Origin of the sequence: Streptomyces spinoverrucosus (assembly GCF_015712165.1) — a bacterium.
Classification (GTDB): domain Bacteria; phylum Actinomycetota; class Actinomycetes; order Streptomycetales; family Streptomycetaceae; genus Streptomyces; species Streptomyces spinoverrucosus_A.
The window spans coordinates 1,651,568-1,670,859 of sequence record NZ_JADPZX010000001.1 but is presented as its reverse complement, the minus strand read 5'-3'; the positions used below and the strand labels follow the sequence as shown (position 1 = coordinate 1,670,859).

18 protein-coding genes are annotated in these 19,292 nt (G+C 71.3%); 11 read left to right on the top strand and 7 right to left on the bottom strand.

The features are described from left to right. Positions 1–1,113 carry a sensor histidine kinase gene (locus tag I2W78_RS07590; protein WP_196458060.1) on the top strand — a complete coding sequence of 371 codons (1,113 nt, stop codon included), beginning with the start codon at positions 1–3 and terminating at the stop codon, positions 1,111–1,113. Between the two features lie 141 nt (positions 1,114–1,254). Here the strand turns inward: I2W78_RS07590 and I2W78_RS07585 are convergent, their stop codons facing one another. Together I2W78_RS07585 and I2W78_RS07580 are read right to left on the bottom strand one after the other, a co-directional pair. Continuing rightward, the gene (locus tag I2W78_RS07585; RefSeq protein WP_196458057.1) at positions 1,255–2,727 is read right to left on the bottom strand and encodes a sensor histidine kinase; all 1,473 of its coding nucleotides are present in this window, start codon (positions 2,725–2,727) and stop codon (positions 1,255–1,257) included. Then, the gene (locus I2W78_RS07580; RefSeq protein WP_307783627.1) at positions 2,724–3,413 is read right to left on the bottom strand and encodes a response regulator transcription factor; all 690 of its coding nucleotides are present in this window, start codon (positions 3,411–3,413) and stop codon (positions 2,724–2,726) included. Before I2W78_RS07580 ends, I2W78_RS07585 begins: the two co-directional genes overlap by 4 nt. Before the next feature lie 152 nt (positions 3,414–3,565). Between I2W78_RS07580 and I2W78_RS07575 the strand changes: the two genes are divergently transcribed. The 6 genes from I2W78_RS07575 (at position 3,566) to I2W78_RS07550 (ending at position 9,055) form a co-directional block, all read left to right on the top strand. After that, positions 3,566–4,903, top strand: coding sequence for a ferredoxin reductase family protein (locus tag I2W78_RS07575; RefSeq protein WP_307783626.1), 1,338 nt, complete (start codon positions 3,566–3,568; stop codon positions 4,901–4,903). A 28-nt stretch (positions 4,904–4,931) separates the two neighbouring features. Then, the gene (locus I2W78_RS41840) at positions 4,932–5,393 is read left to right on the top strand and encodes an FMN-binding protein (protein WP_196458053.1); all 462 of its coding nucleotides are present in this window, start codon (positions 4,932–4,934) and stop codon (positions 5,391–5,393) included. Beyond that, positions 5,393–6,115 carry an FAD:protein FMN transferase gene (locus tag I2W78_RS07565; RefSeq protein WP_196458051.1) on the top strand — a complete coding sequence of 241 codons (723 nt, stop codon included), beginning with the start codon at positions 5,393–5,395 and terminating at the stop codon, positions 6,113–6,115. The genes I2W78_RS41840 and I2W78_RS07565 overlap by 1 nt, the downstream gene beginning before the upstream one ends. A gap of 461 nt (positions 6,116–6,576) precedes the next feature. Beyond that, the gene (locus tag I2W78_RS07560; RefSeq protein ID WP_196458049.1) at positions 6,577–7,707 is read left to right on the top strand and encodes an ABC transporter ATP-binding protein; all 1,131 of its coding nucleotides are present in this window, start codon (positions 6,577–6,579) and stop codon (positions 7,705–7,707) included. Next, positions 7,704–8,390, top strand: coding sequence for an ABC transporter permease (locus I2W78_RS07555; protein WP_196458047.1), 687 nt, complete (start codon positions 7,704–7,706; stop codon positions 8,388–8,390). The genes I2W78_RS07560 and I2W78_RS07555 overlap by 4 nt, the downstream gene beginning before the upstream one ends. Then, positions 8,387–9,055: an ABC transporter permease gene (locus I2W78_RS07550; protein ID WP_196458045.1), complete on the top strand. Its 669-nt coding sequence runs from the start codon at positions 8,387–8,389 to the stop codon at positions 9,053–9,055. Before I2W78_RS07555 ends, I2W78_RS07550 begins: the two co-directional genes overlap by 4 nt. Positions 9,056–9,062: 7 nt before the next feature. Here I2W78_RS07550 and I2W78_RS07545 read toward each other — a convergent pair whose 3' ends face one another. Genes I2W78_RS07545 through I2W78_RS07530 form a run of 4 tightly spaced genes read right to left on the bottom strand, consistent with a single transcriptional unit; the run spans position 9,063 to position 13,290 of the window. After that, positions 9,063–9,662, bottom strand: coding sequence for a GTP-binding protein (locus I2W78_RS07545; RefSeq protein WP_196458043.1), 600 nt, complete (start codon positions 9,660–9,662; stop codon positions 9,063–9,065). Continuing rightward, positions 9,649–10,074, bottom strand: a complete 426-nt coding sequence (locus tag I2W78_RS07540) for a DUF742 domain-containing protein (RefSeq protein ID WP_196458041.1) — start codon at positions 10,072–10,074, stop codon at positions 9,649–9,651. The genes I2W78_RS07545 and I2W78_RS07540 overlap by 14 nt, the downstream gene beginning before the upstream one ends. Before the next feature lie 34 nt (positions 10,075–10,108). Then, complete coding sequence (locus I2W78_RS07535) at positions 10,109–10,585, bottom strand: roadblock/LC7 domain-containing protein (protein ID WP_141307947.1); 477 nt, start codon at positions 10,583–10,585, stop codon at positions 10,109–10,111. After that, the gene (locus I2W78_RS07530; RefSeq protein WP_196458040.1) at positions 10,582–13,290 is read right to left on the bottom strand and encodes an ATP-binding protein; all 2,709 of its coding nucleotides are present in this window, start codon (positions 13,288–13,290) and stop codon (positions 10,582–10,584) included. The genes I2W78_RS07535 and I2W78_RS07530 overlap by 4 nt, the downstream gene beginning before the upstream one ends. Positions 13,291–13,571: 281 nt before the next feature. On the opposite strand from I2W78_RS07530, the gene I2W78_RS07525 reads away from it, so the two are divergent. Together I2W78_RS07525 and I2W78_RS07520 are read left to right on the top strand one after the other, a co-directional pair. Next, positions 13,572–14,534 carry an ABC transporter substrate-binding protein gene (locus tag I2W78_RS07525; RefSeq protein WP_196458038.1) on the top strand — a complete coding sequence of 321 codons (963 nt, stop codon included), beginning with the start codon at positions 13,572–13,574 and terminating at the stop codon, positions 14,532–14,534. Positions 14,535–14,887: 353 nt separating this feature from the next. Next, positions 14,888–16,684 carry a S8 family peptidase gene (locus I2W78_RS07520; RefSeq protein ID WP_196458036.1) on the top strand — a complete coding sequence of 599 codons (1,797 nt, stop codon included), beginning with the start codon at positions 14,888–14,890 and terminating at the stop codon, positions 16,682–16,684. Between the two features lie 140 nt (positions 16,685–16,824). Here the strand turns inward: I2W78_RS07520 and I2W78_RS07515 are convergent, their stop codons facing one another. Continuing rightward, a complete protein-coding gene (locus I2W78_RS07515) occupies positions 16,825–17,472 on the bottom strand; it encodes a ScbR family autoregulator-binding transcription factor (RefSeq protein ID WP_196458034.1) in 648 nt (215 codons plus the stop codon). A 193-nt stretch (positions 17,473–17,665) separates the two neighbouring features. Here I2W78_RS07515 and I2W78_RS07510 point away from each other — a divergent pair, with 193 nt between their 5' ends. Together I2W78_RS07510 and I2W78_RS07505 are read left to right on the top strand one after the other, a co-directional pair. Further along, positions 17,666–18,568 carry a ScbA/BarX family gamma-butyrolactone biosynthesis protein gene (locus I2W78_RS07510; RefSeq protein WP_196458032.1) on the top strand — a complete coding sequence of 301 codons (903 nt, stop codon included), beginning with the start codon at positions 17,666–17,668 and terminating at the stop codon, positions 18,566–18,568. Positions 18,569–18,635: 67 nt separating this feature from the next. Next, positions 18,636–19,283: a ScbR family autoregulator-binding transcription factor gene (locus tag I2W78_RS07505; RefSeq protein ID WP_196458030.1), complete on the top strand. Its 648-nt coding sequence runs from the start codon at positions 18,636–18,638 to the stop codon at positions 19,281–19,283. Positions 19,284–19,292: the final 9 nt, after the last annotated feature.

The following is a 19,292-nucleotide window of genomic DNA, read 5'->3' as shown; positions in this document are numbered from 1 at the left end:
GTGCGGGACACTCTGCTCATCGCGCTGTTCGCCTTCCTCGGCGCCGTCGCGGCCGGGCTGGTCGGCGCCGGTGTGCTGCTGCTGGTCCGGCGGCGCTCGCTCACCGCGCACATCACCGTGGTCGCCGCCGTCGCCGTCGGCGCGATGTTCGCGGGCACGCTCGCGGTCGCGCAGGCGATGTTCCTGTCCGCGCACGACCTGACCGTGGTGACCACCGTGGTCGCGATGGCCGCCGTGGTCTCCCTGGCCACCGCACTGCTGCTGGGCCGCTGGGTCGCCGCCCGCAGCCGGGCCCTCACCCTCGCCGCCCGCTCCTTCGGCGACGGCGGCGACTTCACCAGCCCCGACGGCCCCGCCACCGCCGAACTGGCCGCACTCAGCCGGGAGTTGGAGGCGACCAGCCGCAAGCTCGCCCAGTCCCGGGACCGCGAGCGCGCCCTGGAGAGCTCCCGGCGCGAACTGGTCGCCTGGATCTCGCACGATCTGCGCACCCCGCTCGCCGGACTGCGCGCCATGTCCGAGGCCCTGGAGGACGGCGTCGCCGCCGACCCCGACCGCTACCTCCGCCAGATCCGCGCCGAGGCCGAACGCCTCAACGACATGGTCGGCGACCTCTTCGAACTCTCCCGCATCCACGCGGGCACGCTGGCGCTCAGCCCGAGCCGGATCTCGGTGTACGACCTGGTGGGCGACGCCCTCGCGGGCGCGGACCCGCTCGCCCGGGAGCACGGCGTACGGCTCGTCGGCGACCGGGTCGAGCAGGTGCCCGTCGAGGTGGACGGCAAGGAGATGAGCCGGGTGCTGGGCAACCTGCTCGTCAACGCGATCCGGCGGACGCCCGCCGACGGCACGGTGGCGGTGGCCGCCGAGCGCTCGGCCGACGGCGTGGTCCTGTCCGTGACGGACGGCTGCGGCGGGATCCCGGACGAGGACCTGCCGCGCGTCTTCGACACCGGCTGGCGTGGCACCGACGCCCGGACACCACCGGCCGGGGCCGGGCTGGGGCTCGCCATCGTGCGGGGCATCGTGGAGGCCCACCACGGGCGGGCCGCCGTACGCAACGTTTCCGGCGGCTGCCGTTTCGAGGTGACGCTGCCGACGGCGGACGTGTGAGGCACCGGGGCGGGCGGCGACCGTGCTACGGCGCCTCGGACGCCGCGTACCGCTGGAACAGCGACGCCGTGCTACCGCGCCTCGGACGCGCGTACGGCTGAACGGTGCGCCTGGTGGGCAGCCGCGCCGGGGCGGGACTCTCTACCGCGCCGCCGACGTCGCGTACTCCTGAACGGGCGCGTCGGCCGGCAGCCGGACCGTGAACGCCGTCGCCCCCGGTGCGCTGGTCAGTTCGATGGTGCCGCCGTGGGCCCGTACCAGTGAGCGCGCCACCGACAGGCCCAGCCCGCTGCCGCCGCGGTCGCGGCTGCGCGTCTTGTCGACCCGGTAGAAACGGTCGAAGACGCGTTCCCGGTCGGCGGCCGGTATCCCGGGACCCGCGTCGGAGATCCGCACCAGCGCCGCCCCGGCCGCGACCGAGACCGCCACGCACACCTCGGTCCCGGCCGGGGTGTGCACGGCGGCGTTGGTGAGCAGGTTGTCCAGCACCTGCCGGATCCGCTGCGGATCAAGCCGCAGTTCCACCGGCCGGTCCCCGGTGGTCACCGTCAGCGGATGGCCGGGGTGCGCGGCGCGGAACGCGTCGGCGGCCTGCTCGACCAGCTCGACCAGGTCCGCGTCCGCGAGCCGCAGCGGCGCCTCCACCTCGGCGGCGTCGAGCCGGGCGAGCAGCAGCAGGTCGTCCAGCAGGAAACCCATCCGGGCGGCCTCGGCCCGCAGCCGCGCCAGGTGCTTGTCCCGCTCCTCGGGCGCGTTGGCGGCCGCGTACTGGAAGAGGTCCGCGTAGCCGCGTACCGACATCAGCGGCGTCCGCAGCTCGTGCGAGGCGTCCGCGACGAACCGGCGCAGCCGCTGCTCGGCCTCGGCGCGCACGGCGAGGGAGTCGTCGATGTGCTCCAGCATGGTGTTGAACGCCGTGCGCAGCTCCTCCACCTCCGGACCGCCGCCCCGCCGGTCGGCGCGCAGCGGCAGCCGGGCCGCCGACTCGGTCAGGTCGTGCGAGGCGATGCCGTGCGCGGTGTGCGCCATGTCGCTGAGCGGTTGCAACCCGCGCCGCAGCAGCTTCCGGCCGGCCACCACCAGCGCCAGCAGCGCCAGTCCGAACGTGACCGCCTGGATCGTGATCAGCTGCCGGACCGTGTCGTCGATGTCCGCCATGGGGGCGGCGCTCACCAGCACCACGCCGGGCTCGACCTCGCAGGCGCGCAACCGGTACTGGCCCGCGCCCCTGATGTGCTCGGTGCGCAGCAGCTCCGTGTCGGCGGCGGTCTGCGCCCGGGCCAGGGCGGTGAAGTCGTCGACGTCCGCCGGCAGGTCGGCGGGATCCTCGGGGTTGCGGAGCACGGCGGCGCCGCCCGACACGTCGTACACCGCGTAGTACCAGCTGTAGTACTTCTTGCCCGAGAGCGTGCCGTAGTCCGCGATGCTCTTGGACTGGGCGATCTGGCCCTGCGCCAGCTGTGTGTCCAGCTGGGCCGACAGATAGTCCCGCATGTACGTCGTCAGGGCCGTGCCCACGACGGAGAACACCACCAGCGACAGCACGCCCAGCCCCAGCGCCAGCCGGGTGCCGAGGCGCAGCCTGCCGTACGCCCCGCGCAGCCGGCGGATCACTGGGCCGCCTTCCGGATCACGTATCCGAAGCCGCGGACCGTGTGGATCAACGGCTCGCCCTCGTCGTCCAGCTTGCGGCGCAGTCGGCTGACGACCAGTTCCACCACGTTGGAGCGGCCGCCGAAGCCGTACTCCCACACATGGTCGAGGATCTGCGCCTTGGTGAGCACCGTCGGCGACTTGCGCATGAGGTAGCGCAGCACCTCGTACTCGGTCGGCGTCAGCGTCAGCAGCCGTTCGCCGCGCCGCACCTCACGGGTGTCCTCGTCCATGGTCAGGTCCCCCACCCGCAGCACCGACCGCTGGAACCCGGGCCCCGTGGCGCGCCGCAGCACCGTGCGCAGCCGGGCCATCAGCTCCTCGACCGCGAACGGTTTCACCAGGTAGTCGTCCCCGCCCCGGGTCAGCCCCGCCACCCGGTCGGAGACCGCGTCGCGCGCGGTGAGGAACACCACCGGCACCATCGTGCCCGAGGCGCGCAGCCGGTCGAGCACACCGAAGCCGTCCACGTCCGGCAGCATCAGGTCGAGCACGACGATGTCCGGACGGAACTCGGCGGCCCGGCGCAGCGCCTCGTCGCCGGAGTTCGCGGTGACCGCCTCCCAGCCCTCGTAGCGGGCGACCGTGGCGACGAGGTCGGCGATGGGCGGGTCGTCGTCCACGACCAGCAGTCGTACTTTCTCCACCCGTTCATAGTGCGGCAACGGCCGCCCGCCACCAGACCCGGTCACCATCCGGACACACATCGATATCCACCTGAAAGTTGCACGACAGGGAAACGACAGCTCCGGCCAGCCAAGCTCGGTGTCCCAAGGCCCCGACCAAGGAGTTGCCGTCCGTGACGACCGTCCAGTCGCCCGCCGCGCCCGTCGCGGCGATACGTCCCAAGGTGATGGCCCGCACCGGCCTGTACGCCGTGCTGGCCGCGAACGTGGCCGTGGTCACCTACTTCTTCGTCCAGGCCGGATTCGCCTCCAACGCGCTGATCGTCATCGGCCGCCTCGCCGGGCTGTACGCCGCGCTCCTCATGGCCTTCCAGCTGGTGCTGGTGGCCCGGCTGCCCTGGTTCGACCGCCGGATCGGCATGGACCGGCTCACCCTCTGGCACCGCCGGCTCGGCTTCTCACTGCTGTGGACGCTGCTCGCGCACGCGGTGTTCATCACCTTCGGCTACGCCGACTCCTCCGGCCTGGACCCGGTCAACCAGCTCGTCGACCTCGCCGAGACCGTCGAGGGTGTGCTGCGGGCGGTGGTCGCGCTGGCGCTGATCATCGTGGTCGGCACGGTCTCGGGGCGGTTCGCCCGGCGTCGGCTGGCCTACGAGACGTGGCACTTCATCCACCTCTACACCTACCTCGCCGTGGTGCTGGCCTTCTCCCACCAGGTCGCGGTCGGTACGACCTTCGTCGCCTCGCCCACGGCCACCGGCTACTGGTGGACCCTGTGGACCGTCGCCCTCGGCTCGGTGGTCGTGGGCCGCCTGGTGCTGCCGTTGTGGCGGAACTGGCGTCACCAGTTGCGTGTCTCGGCCGTCGTCCCCGAGAACGACAACGTCGTCTCCGTCTACGTCACCGGCCGCGACCTCGACCGGCTGCCCGCCCGCGCCGGCCAGTTCTTCCTGTGGCGGTTCCTGACCCGGGGCCGCTGGTGGCAGGCCAACCCCTGGTCGCTGTCGGCCGCGCCGGACGGCCGCTCCCTGCGGCTGACCGCCAAGGCCCTCGGCGACGGCAGCGCCGGACTGCGCCACCTCGAGGTCGGCACCCGCGTCTTCGCCGAGGGGCCCTACGGCGCCTTCACCACCATGCACCGCACCCGGCCGGACGCCCTGCTGATCGCCGGCGGAGTCGGCATCACCCCGATGCGGGCCCTGCTGGAGGAACTGCACGGGCACGCCGTACTGATCTACCGGGTGGCCACGGACCAGGACGCCGTGCTCTACGACGAGCTGCGCGAACTGGCCCACGCCAAGGGCGCCGAGCTGTACCTCGTCACCGGCCCCGCCCAGCCGGACCGGCTGTCCAAGGGCGAACTCGCCCGGCTGGTGCCCGACATCGCCGACCGCGACGTCTACCTGTGCGGACCGCCCGGCATGACCCGCGCGGTGCTGAACAGCCTGCGCGAGCTGGGCGTGCCCAAGGCGCAGATCCACCACGAGCGCTTCAGCCTGGCCGGCTGACGGACCCGACGGGAACGAGGAGCACCACATGAAGCGAGCACTGCCCGTCCTGGTCCTGACCGTCGCGGGGCTGATCCCGGTCTTGCGCTACGAGCCGTCCGAGACGACGACCACCACCGAGGCGACCCAGCCGGCCTCGACACCCTCTTCTTCAGCGGCTTCGGGGACGTCAGGGGCTTCGGGGACGTCAGGGTCGTCAGGGACTTCAGGGTCTTCAGGGACTTCCGTCTCTCCCGTAGTGGCGGGCTCGACGGTGAACACCGAGAAGGGCCCCGTACAGGTGGAGGTCACCTTCGAGGGCGACGAGATCACGGCGGTACGGATGCTCCAGCAGCCGGACCATCCGCAGACGACGGCCGCCGTGCCGACGCTCATCAAGGAGACCCTCGAAGCCCAGAGCGCGGACGTCGACTCGGTGTCGGGCGCCACGATCACCAGCGAGGGCTACAAGGAGTCGTTGCAGGCCGCGATCGACGCGAAGGGCGCCTGATGCACCGGGTCGAACACGTCATGGGCTTCCCGGTCTCCCTGCGGATCGACGACGAGCACGTCCCCGAGGGGCTCGCGGACGCCGTGTTCGCCTGGCTGCGCGAGGTGGACGACAGGTTCAGTCCGTTCAAGGCGGACAGTGAGGTGTCCCGGCTGGACCGGGGCGAGATCGGCCTCGGCGGGGTCAGCGCCGACCTCGCCGAGGTCCTCGACCTGTGCGAGCAGTACCGGATCGCGAGCGGCGGCGCCTTTGACGCCCGCCTGCCCGGTCGGGGCCTCGACCCGTGCGCGGTGGTCAAGGGCTGGTCGGTGCAGCGGGCGGCCGAACTGCTGACGGCGGCCGGGGTGCGGCGGTTCTGCCTCAACGCCGGGGGCGACGTGGTCGTCGCAGGCGGTCCGTGGCGCGTGGGGGTACGGCACCCCGAACACGCCGATCAGGTGTGCACCGTCCTGGAGCTGACCGACGGGGCGGTCGCGACGTCCGCGTCGTACGAGCGCGGCGAGCACATCGTCGACGGGCGCACCGGCCGTGCGGCGACCGGCCTGCTCAGCGTCACGGTCGTCGCGCCGACCCTGACGGAGGCGGACACGGCGGCGACGGCGGCGTTCGCGATGGGCGCGGAGGGGGTTGCCTGGGCGGCCGCGCGGGAGGGGTGCGAGGTGTATGCCGTGGACAGGGTGCGGCGGGTGCGGCGTACGGCCGGGTTGCCGGTCGCGGTGTGAGCCGGCCCCGCCGGGTGTCTCACAGTGCGGCTCCTCGAACACGACCGACGTCAGCAGCCGCCCGAGAGCCGCGCCGATGCCGTAGTGCGGGCCGTGCCCGAACGCGAGGTGCCCGTCCCCCGGGCCGAACTCCCGGGTGAGGTCGAGGCGTTCGGGAGTCTCGTACTCCGCCTGGTCGAAGTCCTCCGTGCGTATCGGCGTGGCGCCGATACGCACCAGGGTGACGTACCGCAGGAGTTCGGGGACCGCCCGCCGCAGCAGCTCTGCGCGTACTCCCGAGGAAGCACTCGGAGCCTTCCGCCGGCAACTCCGCCTGCGGATCCGGTACCGCCTCTTCCGTAAGGAATCGATCGCGACCCGCCAAAGTCCCGCAACACAACCCGTCTAGACTCTCCCCGCAACGGCCCGCCCCCCAGGCGAGAGCGGGCGGCGACTGCCACACCCGAAGGGCGCTCGGCGTTTTGATACGGATAGATTCAGTCACGAAGCGGTATCCCGACGGGACGGTGGCGGTCGACCGGCTGTCACTGGAGATACCGGACCGATCCATCACGGTCCTCGTCGGTCCCTCGGGGTGCGGCAAGACGACGACCCTGCGGATGATCAACCGGATGGTCGAGCCCAGCGAGGGCAGGATCCTGCTCGACGACGTCGACATCATGCAGCAGCCGGTGAACACCCTGCGCCGGTCCATGGGGTACGTCATCCAGAACGCCGGCCTCTTCCAGCACCGCACGATCGTCGACAACATCGCCACCGTGCCCCGCATGCTCGGCTGGGGCAAGGACAAGGCCCGCTCCCGGGCGCGGGAGCTGATGGAGCGCGTCGGTCTCGACGCCTCCCTCGCCAAGCGCTACCCCTACCAGCTCTCCGGCGGACAGCAGCAACGCGTCGGCGTGGCCCGGGCGCTGGCCGCCGACCCGCCGGTACTGCTGATGGACGAGCCGTTCTCCGCCGTCGACCCGGTCGTCCGCAAGGGCCTCCAGGACGAACTCCTGCGCATCCAGGACGAGTTGGGCAAGACCATTGTCTTCGTCACGCACGACATCGACGAGGCCGTCAAACTCGGCACCATGGTCGCCGTGATGCGCACCGGCGGCCGGCTCGCCCAGTTCGCCCCGCCCGCCGAGCTGCTGTCCAACCCCGCCGACGAGTTCGTCGAGGACTTCCTCGGCGCCGACCGCGGCATCCGGCGGCTGTCCTTCTTCCCGTCCGCCGGACTGGAACTGCTCACCACGCCGATCGTCGCCGTCGACGCCTCCGCCGAGCAGATCGCCGACCGCGGCTCGGCCGACGTCCCCTACCTCCTCGTCACGGACCTGGACGGCAGGCCGCTCGGCTGGAGCACGCCCGGCGACCTCACCGCCGGGCGGATCGAACCGGAGCGACTGCTGCCGTACGGGCGGCCGTTCGTCGCCGAACGGGACTCGCTGCGGGCCGCGCTCGACGGTGCCGTCCTGTCTCCCACCGGCTGGGCCGTCGCCGTCGACGGGGAGGGCCGGGCCGCCGGGGTCGTCTCGCAGCAGACCATCGGCGAGGCGATCCGGGGAGCGCACCAGGAGAGCACCCCGGCCGAGCGGGTCGCCGGATGAACGGCCTCTTCGACCTGCCCAGCGACCTCCAGAACACCTACTGGGGCCTGATCGCCCTGCACCTGCGCGAGGCGCTGATCCCGGTGCTCGCCGGACTGCTCGTGGCGCTGCCGATCGCGCAACTGTGCGTGCGGCTGCGCTGGCTGTACCCGCCCGTGCTGTGGGTGACGACCGTGCTGTACGCGATCCCCTCGCTCGCCTTCTTCGTCGTCCTCATCGACTACACCGGCCTGAGCGAGACCACGGTGATGATCCCGCTCGCCGTCTACAGCCTGGTGGTGTTCGTCCCGGCGATCGTGGACGGCGTCCGCTCGGTGCCCCGCGAGACCCTCGACGCCGCCACCGCCATGGGCTTCGGGCCGGTACGCCGCTATGTGCAGGTGCAGTTGCCGATCGCCGCGCCCGCGATCATCGCGGGGCTGCGGGTGGCGTCGGTGTCGAGCATCTCCCTGGTCAGCGTCGGCATGCTGATCGGCAACCAGGGCGCCCTCGGCAACCTGCTCAACAGCGGCATGATCTACAACCAGCCGCGCCTGATCTGGCTCTCCGTCATCGGCACCGCCGTCCTCGCCATCCTCGTGGACGCCGTGCTGATCGGCCTGCGGATCCTCGTCACGCCCTGGATGCCGCGCGGCACCCGTCAGAACGCGCGCCCGACCGCCCTGAAGGACGCCGCCCGGTGAACGTACTCGACTTCATCAACGCCTTCTTCAGCGACAGCGCCCACTGGCAGGGCTACGACGGCATCCCCACCCGCCTGCTGGAACACATCCAGTACACGCTGATGGCGCTCGGCATCGCCGCCGCCGTCGGACTCCCCGTCGGACTGCTGACCGGGCACACCGGGCGCGGCGGCAACACACTCGCCCTCATCGCCACCGCCGCCCGCGCGCTGCCCAGTTTCGGCCTGATGGTGCTGATGTTCGTGCTGCTCGGGCTCGGTCTGGCGCCGGTGATGATCCCGTTGGTCGTCCTCGCCATCCCGCCGATCCTCGTCACCACCTACGAGGCGATGCGCTCGGCCGACCCCGCCCCCGTGGACGCCGCGCGGGGCATGGGCATGGCCGAGGCCGAGGTCCTCTTCCGAGTCGAACTCCCGGTCGCGCTGCCGCTGATCCTCAGCGGCCTGCGCTCGGCGGCCATCCAGATCGTCTCGACGGCCACCATCGCCGCGTACGTCAGCTTCGGCGGCCTCGGCCGCTACATCGTCGACGGCCTCTACCAGCGGGACTACGAGAAGGTCGTGGGCGGCGCCACACTGGTCGCCGTACTGGCCCTGGCGACGCTCGGCGTGTTCTGGGCGGCAGCGCGCCTCACGGTGTCCCGCGGGGTCCGCCGGGGCGCCTGACACCGCCTCATCCCTCGGTGCGGGCCAACGCCAGCTCCAGTACGACGAGCAGCGCGTCCCGCACCGAGCCGCGCTCCCGGGCGTCGAACACGACCACCGGGACGTGCTCGGCGACGTCGAGCGCCCAGCGGACCTCCTCCAGCGCGTGCTCGACCCGCCCGTCGAAGGCGTTGATCGCCACCGCGAACGGGATCTGCCGGTGCTCGAAGTAGTCCACGGCCGCGTAGCAGTCGTCCAGCCGCCGGGTGTCGACGATGACCAGCGCGCCGACCGCGCCCTCCACGATGTCGTCCCACATGAAGCCGAACCTGTCCTGCCCCGGCGTACCGAACAGATACAGCTTCAGCGTCGGGTCGATGGTGATGCAGCCGAAGTCCATCGCGACCGTGGTCGTCGTCTTGCGCGGCGTGTGCGACAGGTCGTCCACCCCGGCCGCGACCTCCGTGATGGCGGCCTCGGTGGTCAGCGGCTCGATCTCGGAGATGGCGCCGACGGCGGTGGTCTTGCCCACGCCGAAGCCGCCCGCGATCACCAGCTTCACCGGCAGTGGCGGCCGTACGGCACTCTGCGCGGCCACGCCGACGGCGAGCGGTTCAGTCGGTGTCACGGAGTACCCCCCGGGAGTCGGGGATGGCGCGGAGGCCATCGATAACCCTGCGCAGGACGGACGCGTCATGGGTGACGGCGGCGTTCGGCACGTACACCGCCAGATGCCCGGCGGTGCGCAGGTCCTCGGCGAGGACCCGGACGACGTTGAGGTGCAGCCGCAGCAGCGCGGCGATCTCCGCGATGGACTGGGGCTGCTTGCAGGCGGCGACGATGTCGTGCCGCTCGAAGGAGAGCCCGTCGAGCGCGTCGAGCCCCTCGGCGGTGGCCACCACCTGGGTCTCGACGGGCATCGCCCGGGCGGACGCGGCCTCGCCCGCGCCCGCCACCCGGCCCGCGGTGACGAGGAACGGCCGTACGGCGGGGACGGGGCCGACCGGGTGCGGTCCCGGGGGCGTCGAGTCGTCCGCCATGGGGTGTCTTCCTCCTCGACCGGGCGGTGACCGGTCAGCCCGTCGACGCGACGCCGACGCTGTTCTTCAGTTCGAGCACGAGCTGGGGGCTGAGCGCGGCACCGGCGCGGTTCGCGAACAGCGTCATCTCGTAGGCGATGTTGCCCAGCTTGGCCTCCTTGTCGGCGACCACGCCGAGCACGGCGCCGCTGCCGATCGCGGAGACCAGCACATGACCGCCCTCCAGGTCGATGATGACCTTGTTCAGCGCGCCCAGGCCGTAGTTGCCGGACGCTCCGGCGGCCAGGCTGGTGAGGCCGGAGACGATCGCCGCGAGCCGCTCGGAATGTGCGCGCTCACGCAGCTGCGCGACGGCGATCAGCAGTCCGTCGGAGGACACCGCGATGGCGTCCACGACGCCCGCGGTCTCGGTCGCGAAACGGTTGAGCAGCCACGTGAAGTCGGCTGCGGCGGCCCGCAGTTCGTCCGGCGTGGTGCCTCCCGTCGGAGTACCACCTGTCGACGTGCTCACTGCTCCGCTCCTTCCGGGAGGTGCCTGGGTTCTTGCGAGTCGCTGTCGCGCGTGCCGGGTGTGCTGCCCGGGTTCTCGTTGTCGCGGGGGTCGTACGAGGCCTGCGTGCCGTCCGCTGTGCCGTCGGCGCGCCGGGCGTCCCGGTGGGCGCGTGCCACGGCCGCCTCGAACTCCTCCAGGGCGTCGCGGACGGCTTCGGCGTCGGCGGGCGCGGCGGCGGCCGATCGCGTCTCCGGGCGCTCGGCCTCGGCGCCGGCGGTCGTCCGCAGGGTCGCACCACGGACGCGGCGACGCAGCGGACGTGGGCCGTCCGGGGGTGCCTCGGTGCGGGCTCGGGGAATGAGGGGCTGCTGGTCGCCGGTGCGGGCGGCGACATGCCGGGGGACTCGGCGGGGGAGCGGGGTGGAGTCGTCCGCGGGGGCGCCGGGTCGGGCGTGCGAGGTGTCCACCGCTTCCGAGGGCACGCCCGGTACAGCGGTCGAGGAGCGCGGCCCGGACGGGACGTGCGCCTGGTCGCCGCCTTCTTCGCCGGGCCCGGACAACACGGCCCGCCCGGCCGCCACCTCGGCACTCGTACGGCCCCCTGACGTGCCCCCGGAGACCACCGTGCCGCCCTCCGCCGAACCGCCGGGTGCCGCAGAACCGCCGCCCTCCGCCGAACCGCCGGGTGCCGCCGTGACGCCGGGTGCCGCCGCGTCGTCGCCCGCCGAACCGCCGGAGGCAACCGCGCTCATCGTCAGCAGCAGCGTCGACGGGATGCCGACCTCGGCCGTGACACCGCCGCCGGGTGTGCGGGAGAGGGTCACGCCGATCTCCCAGCGGCGGGCCAGGGTGCCCACCACGAACAGGCCCAGCACCTTGGTCGGGACCAGGTCGAGGCGTTCGCGGCGGATCAGGCGGGCGTTCTCCTCGGCGAGCCGCTCGGCGCTCATGCCGAGGCCGTGGTCGGCAACGGTGATCGTCGCGCCCTCGTCGCCCGCCCGCACGGTCACCTCGACGGGGCTGCCCACGGGCGAGAACGACACGGCGTTCTCCAGGAGTTCGGCCACCATCAGCGTGAGGTCGCCGACGATGTCCGGCTCGACCATGATCTCGGTACCGGCGTGCAGCTCCACCCGCTGGTAGCCCTCGATCTGGCCGAGCGCGGCCCGTACCACGTTGGTGAGCGCGGTCGGCCCGCCGTCCAGGACGGTCTCGCGGATGCCGGCGAGCAGCATCAGGCTGTCGGCGTTGCGGCGCAGCCGGACCGCGATGTGGTCGATGCTGTACAGCCGTTCCAGCAGGGCCGGGTCGGTCTCGCCGCGCTCGACGGCGTCGATGAGGACGAGCTGCCGGGTGGTGAGGTTGCTGACCCGGCGGCCGACGTTGCCGAACATCTCGGCGACGTTGCGGCGGCTGAGCACCTGCCGCTCCAGCAGCGCGGCGGCGGTGGTCTGCACCTGGTTGAAGGCGTCGGCGAGGTCACCGATCTCGTCCCTGGCGGCGACCGGGATCTCCCGCAGCCGCGGCGGCGCGTCGTCCTCGGTGTCGTCGTCGGCCACGCGCGCGAGCTCACGTCCGGCCACGTCGGCGACCTGCCGGGCGGCGCCGGTGAGCGCCTGCACCGGACGGACCACCGAGCGGCGTACCACCACCGAGACGGCACCCCACAGCAGGAAGCCGAACAGGGCCAGGCCCAGCAGCCAGGCCGCGTTCCACCAGGCGTCGTTGGAGGCGTCGTCGGCGCGGTCGGCGATCTGGTCGATGAGCGAGCCGGTGATCGCCAGCCGGGTGTCGGACTGCTCGCCGTAGGTGGGGTAGCCGGACAGGGCGAGGGTGAACTTCGCGCGGAGCACGCTCGGCGTCGCGGCCTGCAGCGCGCTCGGGTCGATCTGCAGCTCGGCGTACTGGCGCAGGATGTTCGCCTGGGCGGGGTTGTGCTCGATGCCGCGCAGCTCGGCCGTCTGCTCCTCGGTGGCGAACCGGCCGAACCGCTCGGCCTGGTGCTCGTACAGCTCGTAGGCGCCGACCGCGCTGATGAACTCGATGAGCGCGTTGGAGTCGCCGGTCGAGGCCGAGAACACGCTGGTCTCGAACGAGCTGTGCGCGGCGTCGGCGCGCAGCAGCGAGTCCAGCAGATTGCCGGTGAAGGTGGCCGCGAGGGCCGCGTTGCGGTCCAGGCCGAGGCCGTCGATCAGGCCTCTGGCGGCGTTGTGGTAGGCCGGGTCGATGTTGTCGGCGGGCAGATAGCCTTGCTCGATCGTCCGCCGCAGACTGCTCAGGCCCTCGACTTCCCGCAGCGCCTGCGCCTCGGTCTCCGGCAGCCGGTCGCCGAACGTGCCGCGCACCTTCTCGACCTGGGCGTCGGTCGCGCGCTGCGCCGCGCGGTAGTCGTACAGCGAGGGCGTGGCGCCGCTGCCGCCGGCCTCGTACCGCACGGACAGCAGGATGGCCTGCTGGTGCTCGGTCTCCACCTGGTCGACGAGTTCGGCGACCCGCGCGCTGTCCCGGACGAGGGTGGCGGCCTCCGCCGCGTCGCGCGCCTGCGTCACCTGGCCGGAGATGAGGTACGTGAGCAGCACCGCGAGTCCGGCCAGCGGCACGCCGACCAGGACGTTGAGCTTCTGACGGAACGGCCGGCGGTCGGCGAAGCCGCGAATGCCACCCCGGGCCCGCGGCGAGGCCGAGAGCGCGGGGGAGGGCGCGCCCACCTCGTTCGTGGACACCGGGCCTCCTTCGTGGGGTGTGTGTCACGGCTGTGACCGGAGGGCAACTCCGGTGAGACTATCGCCTCTTGTGACGGCGGATCGCACCACTCCAAGTCAAGAATCCGTTACAACCTGCTCTTCAATGAGCGGGAATCGTTCGCAACTCCCTCACAACCGGTCACTCATCGAAGCCATTTGGTGACCTGGCTGCTCTTGACTGAGTGAGAAGCGGCTGGATTGGATCAGTAAGTACGGTGTGCGCGCCGTATCGCCCAATCCTTCAGCCCGGAACGGGAAACGTGACTTCAACCGTGAAGAGCACCTGGTCCAGTACGAGACAGCGCGGCGCGGCCGCCGTCGCCCTGGCCGTCGCGGCGACGCTGGTCGCCGGTTGCGGCTCGTCCTCCGACGACACGGCCGACAACCCGCTCGCGGAGGGCACGTCGGACGGCAAGACCGTCGTCGTCGGCTCCAACAACTTCCCCGAGAGCATCCTGCTCGCCGACATCTACGGCGAGGCCCTGAAGGCCAAGGGCATCGAGGTCGAGTACAAGCCCAACATCGGCAGCCGTGAGACCACCTACGGCCTGATGAAGAACGGCACGGTCACCGTGCTGCCCGAGTACAACGGCTCGCTGCTGGCCTACCTCGCCCCCGACACCGAGCAGAAGTCGACCGAGTCCGTGAACGCGGCCGTCAAGGCCAAGCTGGACTCCAAGCTGACGCTGCTGGAGTCGGCGCCGGCCGAGGACAAGGACTCGGTGTCCCTCAACGCCGAGACCGCGAAGAAGTACAACCTCACCGCCCAGTCCACCCTCGCCGACCTCAAGGACATCGCGCCCGAGCTGGTCATCGGCGGCTCGCCGGAGTTCCAGACCCGGCACCAGGGGCTGATCGGGCTGGAGAAGGAGTACGGCCTGAAGTTCAAGTCCTTCAAGGCCCTCGACGCCGGTGGCCCGCTGACCCAGGCGGCGCTGACGAAGAACACCGTGCAGGCCGCGGACATCTTCACCACCGACCCGACCATCACCAAGGAGAAGTTCGTCGTCCTCAAGGACCCGAAGAACCTCTTCGGCTTCGCGAACGTGACCCCGCTGGTGTACAAGGACGGCCTGCCCCAGGAGGGCATCGACGCCCTCAACGCGGTCTCCGCCAAGCTCGACACCAAGACGCTGCTCGACCTGGACACCCAGGTGCAGCTGGAGAACAAGGACCCGCTGGACGTGGCGAAGGCCTGGCTGGCGTCGGTCGGCCTGAACTGACCCGGCTCACCGCCTCGTCGTCCCGACGTGCCCCGCGCCGCCTCTGCCGGCGCGGGGCACGCTTGCGTACCGAGGCAATCGCCGTGTGAACCGAAACTGGACATTCACTGTCAACCCTCGGACAGCAAGGGTGAGTTTCCGGCCGGACAAAGGGTTTCCCCTGTATCCGCGCGGCCGTCCCGTTGCCTATCGTTCCTGCACAGCTGACCCCCAGGTAACCCCTGAAAGGGCCCGCTCCGCGCCAGGCCGGCCTCCGCACGCCGCTTTTCGACATCACCCCCCTCCGCTTCGACGTGGAAGCGCATCGACCGCCGCTCCGCCCTGCCCGGAGCACGGCCACGAAAGGCAAGCCCTTGCGAACCTCCCCTGCCAACAGACGCAAGCTGATATCCGTCGCCGCCGTCTCCGCGGCGCTGCTCACCGCCGCCGCCCCGGTCGCCGCGGCCCAGGACCCCTCGCCCGGCGCAGCCGCCGTCCCCACCGCCCAGACCGAGGCCGCCCCCGGCACCCCCGCCGAACGCCTCATCGTCGGCTACAAGTCCGGCGCCGCCGAGGCCAGGTCCAACAAGTCCGCCGAGGCCGACGCGGCGGCCAAGGGCGAGAAGACCGGCGAGGACCTCGACTTCCAGCGCCGCCTCGGCACCGGCGCCGCCCTGGTCGACCTGGGCGAGAACCTCACGAAGTCGGACGTCGCCGACGTCGTCGCCGAGTACCAGGCGGACCCGCAGGTCGCCTACGTCGTACCGGACCGCCTCAACACCCCGCAGGCCGACCCGAACGACACCGACTACGCCAAGCAGTGGGACCTGTTCGAGTCCACCGCCGGCATGAACGTGCCGGCCGCCTGGCCGACCTCCACCGGCAGCGGTGTGACGGTCGCCGTCATCGACACCGGCTACGTCGCCCACTCCGACCTCGCCGCGAACATCGTCGGCGGCTACGACTTCATCGCCGACACCGCCGTCTCCGTCGACGGCAACGGCCGCGACAGCAACCCGGCCGACCCGGGCGACTGGTACAACGCCAACGAGTGCGGTTCCGGCATCCCGGCCAGCAACTCCTCCTGGCACGGCACCCACGTCGCCGGCACCATCGCCGCCGCCACCAACAACAGCAAGGGCATGGCGGGCATCGCCTACGGCGCCAAGATCTCCCCGGTGCGGGTGCTCGGCAAGTGCGGCGGCTACGACTCCGACATCATCGACGCCATCACCTGGGCGTCCGGCGGCACCGTCTCCGGCGTCCCCGCCAACTCGAACGTGGCCAAGGTCATCAACATGAGCCTCGGCGGCGACGGCGCCTGCACCAGCGCCACCCAGAACGCCATCAACGCGGCCGTGAACCGGGGTACCACCGTCGTCGTGGCCGCGGGCAACGACAACGACAACGTGGCGAACCACTCGCCGGGCAACTGCAACAACGTCATCTCGGTCGCCGCCACCAACCGCTCCGGCGCCAAGGCGTCCTACTCCAACTACGGCTCCCTGGTGGACATCTCGGCCCCCGGCGGCCAGACCAGCACCGGCACCGCCAACGGCATCTACTCCACGCTGAACTCCGGCACCAAGACGCCGTCCACCGAGTCGTACGCCTACTACCAGGGCACCAGCATGGCCACCCCGCACATCGCCGGCCTCGCCGCGCTGATGAAGTCGGCCAAGCCGTCGCTGACCCCGGCCCAGATCGAGTCGGCGATCAAGTCCAACGCCCGAGCGCTGCCCGGCGCCTGCTCCGGCGGCTGCGGCGCGGGCCTGGCGGACGCCGCGAAGACGGTCCAGGCCGTGGCCGGTGGTACGTCCACCGGTACGACGTTCTCCAGCAGCTCCGCCGTCTCGATCCCGGACGCCGGTTCGGCCGTCGAGTCGCCGATCACCGTCAGCGGCCGCAGCGGAAACGCGCCCTCGGCCCTCCAGGTCGCGGTCGACATCACCCACACCTTCCGCGGTGACCTGGTCATCGACCTGGTCGCGCCGGACGGCTCCACGTACCGCCTGAAGTCCTCCAGCAGCTCGGACTCCGCGGACAACGTCAACACCACCTACTCGGTGAACGCCTCCAGCGAGACCGCCAACGGCACCTGGAAGCTGCGGGTGCAGGATGTCGCCGCGCAGGACACGGGCCGGATCAACAGCTGGAGCCTGACGTTCTGACGTACGTCCTGACAGGACGCGTCTCCTGAGCGGGCGGGTCGACCGGTGCGGATGGGCGCCGGCCGGCCCGCCCTGTTGTCGTTGCCGGGACGCCTTGAGCCGTCATGGGCCATGGCGCCGCACGCTTGACCGGCGGCTCACTACGCCACGCGGCTGTCCAGCGACGCCAGCACCCGCGCCCCCCGGTCCGCCCGGCTGTCCAGCCCGAGCAGCAGGCCGGGCACCGCGATACTCGGCAGCACGTGGGACCACAGCACCGACAGACGTCGCCCCAGATCGTCCCGCCCGGTCAGGGCCCGCGACATCAGCTGTATGCCGGTGAACGCACCGACCAGCAGCTCCACCGTCTCCCGCGGATCCACCGTCGGCAGCAACTCCCCCTGCGCGCACGCCTGTTCCAGCAGCGGTGTCAGATGGTCGGCCCACTGCCGGAACGGCCCGGTGTGATCCACTCCCGGCGGCGCGCACTGGTCCACCGCCAGTCGCATACTCCCCCGGAGCAGGGCGTTGCTCAGCAGCCGCTGGCCGACGACGAAGGTGATGTCGATGATCTCCTGCAACTTGCACGGCTGGGAGGGAATCGCACCGAAGGGCACCTGCTCGTCGAGCACCGCCTGGGCGAGGGACTCCTTGGACGGGAAGTGGAAGTACAGCGCGCCCTTGGTGACTTCGGCCCGCTCCAGCACCATGGCGATGGTGGTGGACGTGTAACCGTGTTCGTCGAAGACCGCGCCGGCGGCTTCCAGGATCGCCCTGCGTGTCCTGATGGCGCGCTCCTGTTTCGCCATGAGAGACCCTCTCCGGCGCCCAGTTGGCCGGTTCATGCCGGTGGCGCCACGATCGTGCCGGAACTGCCCCGATCATAGGGTGTTACGGAGTGATCGCATTGAAAACAAACCGGTCGCCTCGTATTCTGACGCCCCATCCGCAGCGGACGTTCCCACCGTCCGCAGAGCCCTTCGGGGGACCGTAGGGAGAAACATGCCTCAACTGCGGCAACTTGCTGAAATCCCGACCCTGACGGCGACTGTTCCCCGGCAGCTCGTGCATCGCGCGGCCGTCGCCGAGACCTTCCTCACCGGCTGGAGACAGACGGAAGCCGACCGCTTCGCCGTCACCGCCCAATGGCCCCGAGCCCATGGGTTACACGTGTCGCCCGACCGCTCCGCGTACGAGCCGCTGCTCGTCGTGGAAACCGTGCGCCAGAGCGGAACCCTGATCGCGCACACCGAGTACGACGTGCCCCTGGGCCACCACTTCGTGCTCCAGGAATTCGAAGTCGACACGTTTCCCGAGCACTTGGCCGTCGGCCCGGTACCCGCCGAGCCGGTCGTCGACGTCCACTTCACCGAGGTGCGCCACCGGGCCGGCCGCCCCGCCGGAGCCCGCTACACCGCCGAAGTGCTGCTCGACGGTGCCCGCGTGGCGACCGCCCGGGTCGCCTTCACCTGCGTCGCCGAGTCCGTCTACCGCAGGCTGCGCGGCGGCCGCACCCCGGCCACCGTCTCCGCCCCGCCGACGCCGCCCGGACTGCCGCCCGAGGTCGTGGGCCGCGCCCTGCCGGCGGACGTCGTCCTGGCGCCGGGTGACCGGGACGACCGCTGGCGCCTGAGAATTAATACCGCGCATGCTGTTTTCTTTGACCATCCGCTCGATCACGCCCCAGGGATGCTCCTGCTGGAGTCCGCCCGCCAGGCGGCCCGGGCCCGGGCACCCGAGGCCGGGACGCCCGCATCCTTCCGGTCGGTCTTCCATCGCTACGCGGAACTGGACGAACCCATATGGATCGAAGCATCGGACGAGGGTCACGCAGGCATACGAGTCGTGGCCACACAGGGGGAGTCGGCCGTCTTCGAGTGCCTGGTCGGCCGGGCCGAGGAGTGAGATAGTGTGTGCGCCGGGTAATAAACAAACGGCATAACCCGTTTTCATTCCCAGGAGAGTCCAGCCGATGGCGAGGCAGTTACGAGCCGAGCAGACCCGCGCCACGATCATCACGGCCGCCGCCGACCTGTTCGACCGTCACGGCTACGAGTCGACCAGCCTGAGTGACATCGTCGAGCACGCCCAAGTCACCAAGGGCGCCCTGTACTTCCACTTCGCGGCCAAGGAGGACCTGGCGCACGCCATCATGGAGATCCAGTCGCAGGCCGCACGGCGGCTGGCCCGTGAGGTGGACGACCGGAAGTGCTCATCACTCGAAGGGATGATGCGCATCACGTTCGGCCTCGTGCGGCTCACCGTGGAGGGGCCGGTGGCCCGCGCCGGACTCCGGCTCGCCACCGGCGGAGTCGGGGTGCGGCCGCCGCTGCCGCACCCCTTCACGGAGTGGCTCGACATCTTCTCCAGAAAACTCCTCGGCGCCGTCAAGGAGTCCGACATCCACCCGGACGTCGACATCGACGCCGTCACCCACTCCCTCCTCAGTTTCTTCGTCGGGATACGCGTGACGGGCCGCACCCTCGAACCCGTCCCGCGGCTGCCCCGCCGGCTCGCCGAGATGTGGTACGTCCTCATCCGCGGCCTGGTCCCGGTGACCCGGCGCCCGCGGTATCTCGGCCTCGCCACGCAGCTGGAACGGGAGATCAGAACCGTCTGAGCGGCGCGC

Excerpts from the sequence above, each read along its gene's own strand:
- I2W78_RS41840 (WP_196458053.1), top strand. The coding sequence starts at position 4,932 with ATGAAGCGAGCACTGCCCGTCCTGGTCCTGACCGTCGCGGGGCTGATC.
- I2W78_RS07565 (WP_196458051.1), top strand. The coding sequence starts at position 5,393 with ATGCACCGGGTCGAACACGTCATGGGCTTCCCGGTCTCCCTGCGGATC.
- I2W78_RS07555 (WP_196458047.1), top strand. The coding sequence starts at position 7,704 with ATGAACGGCCTCTTCGACCTGCCCAGCGACCTCCAGAACACCTACTGG.
- I2W78_RS07540 (WP_196458041.1), bottom strand. The coding sequence starts at position 10,074 with ATGGCGGACGACTCGACGCCCCCGGGACCGCACCCGGTCGGCCCCGTC.
- I2W78_RS07515 (WP_196458034.1), bottom strand. The coding sequence starts at position 17,472 with ATGGCGAAACAGGAGCGCGCCATCAGGACACGCAGGGCGATCCTGGAA.
- I2W78_RS07510 (WP_196458032.1), top strand. The coding sequence starts at position 17,666 with ATGCCTCAACTGCGGCAACTTGCTGAAATCCCGACCCTGACGGCGACT.
- I2W78_RS07505 (WP_196458030.1), top strand. The coding sequence starts at position 18,636 with ATGGCGAGGCAGTTACGAGCCGAGCAGACCCGCGCCACGATCATCACG.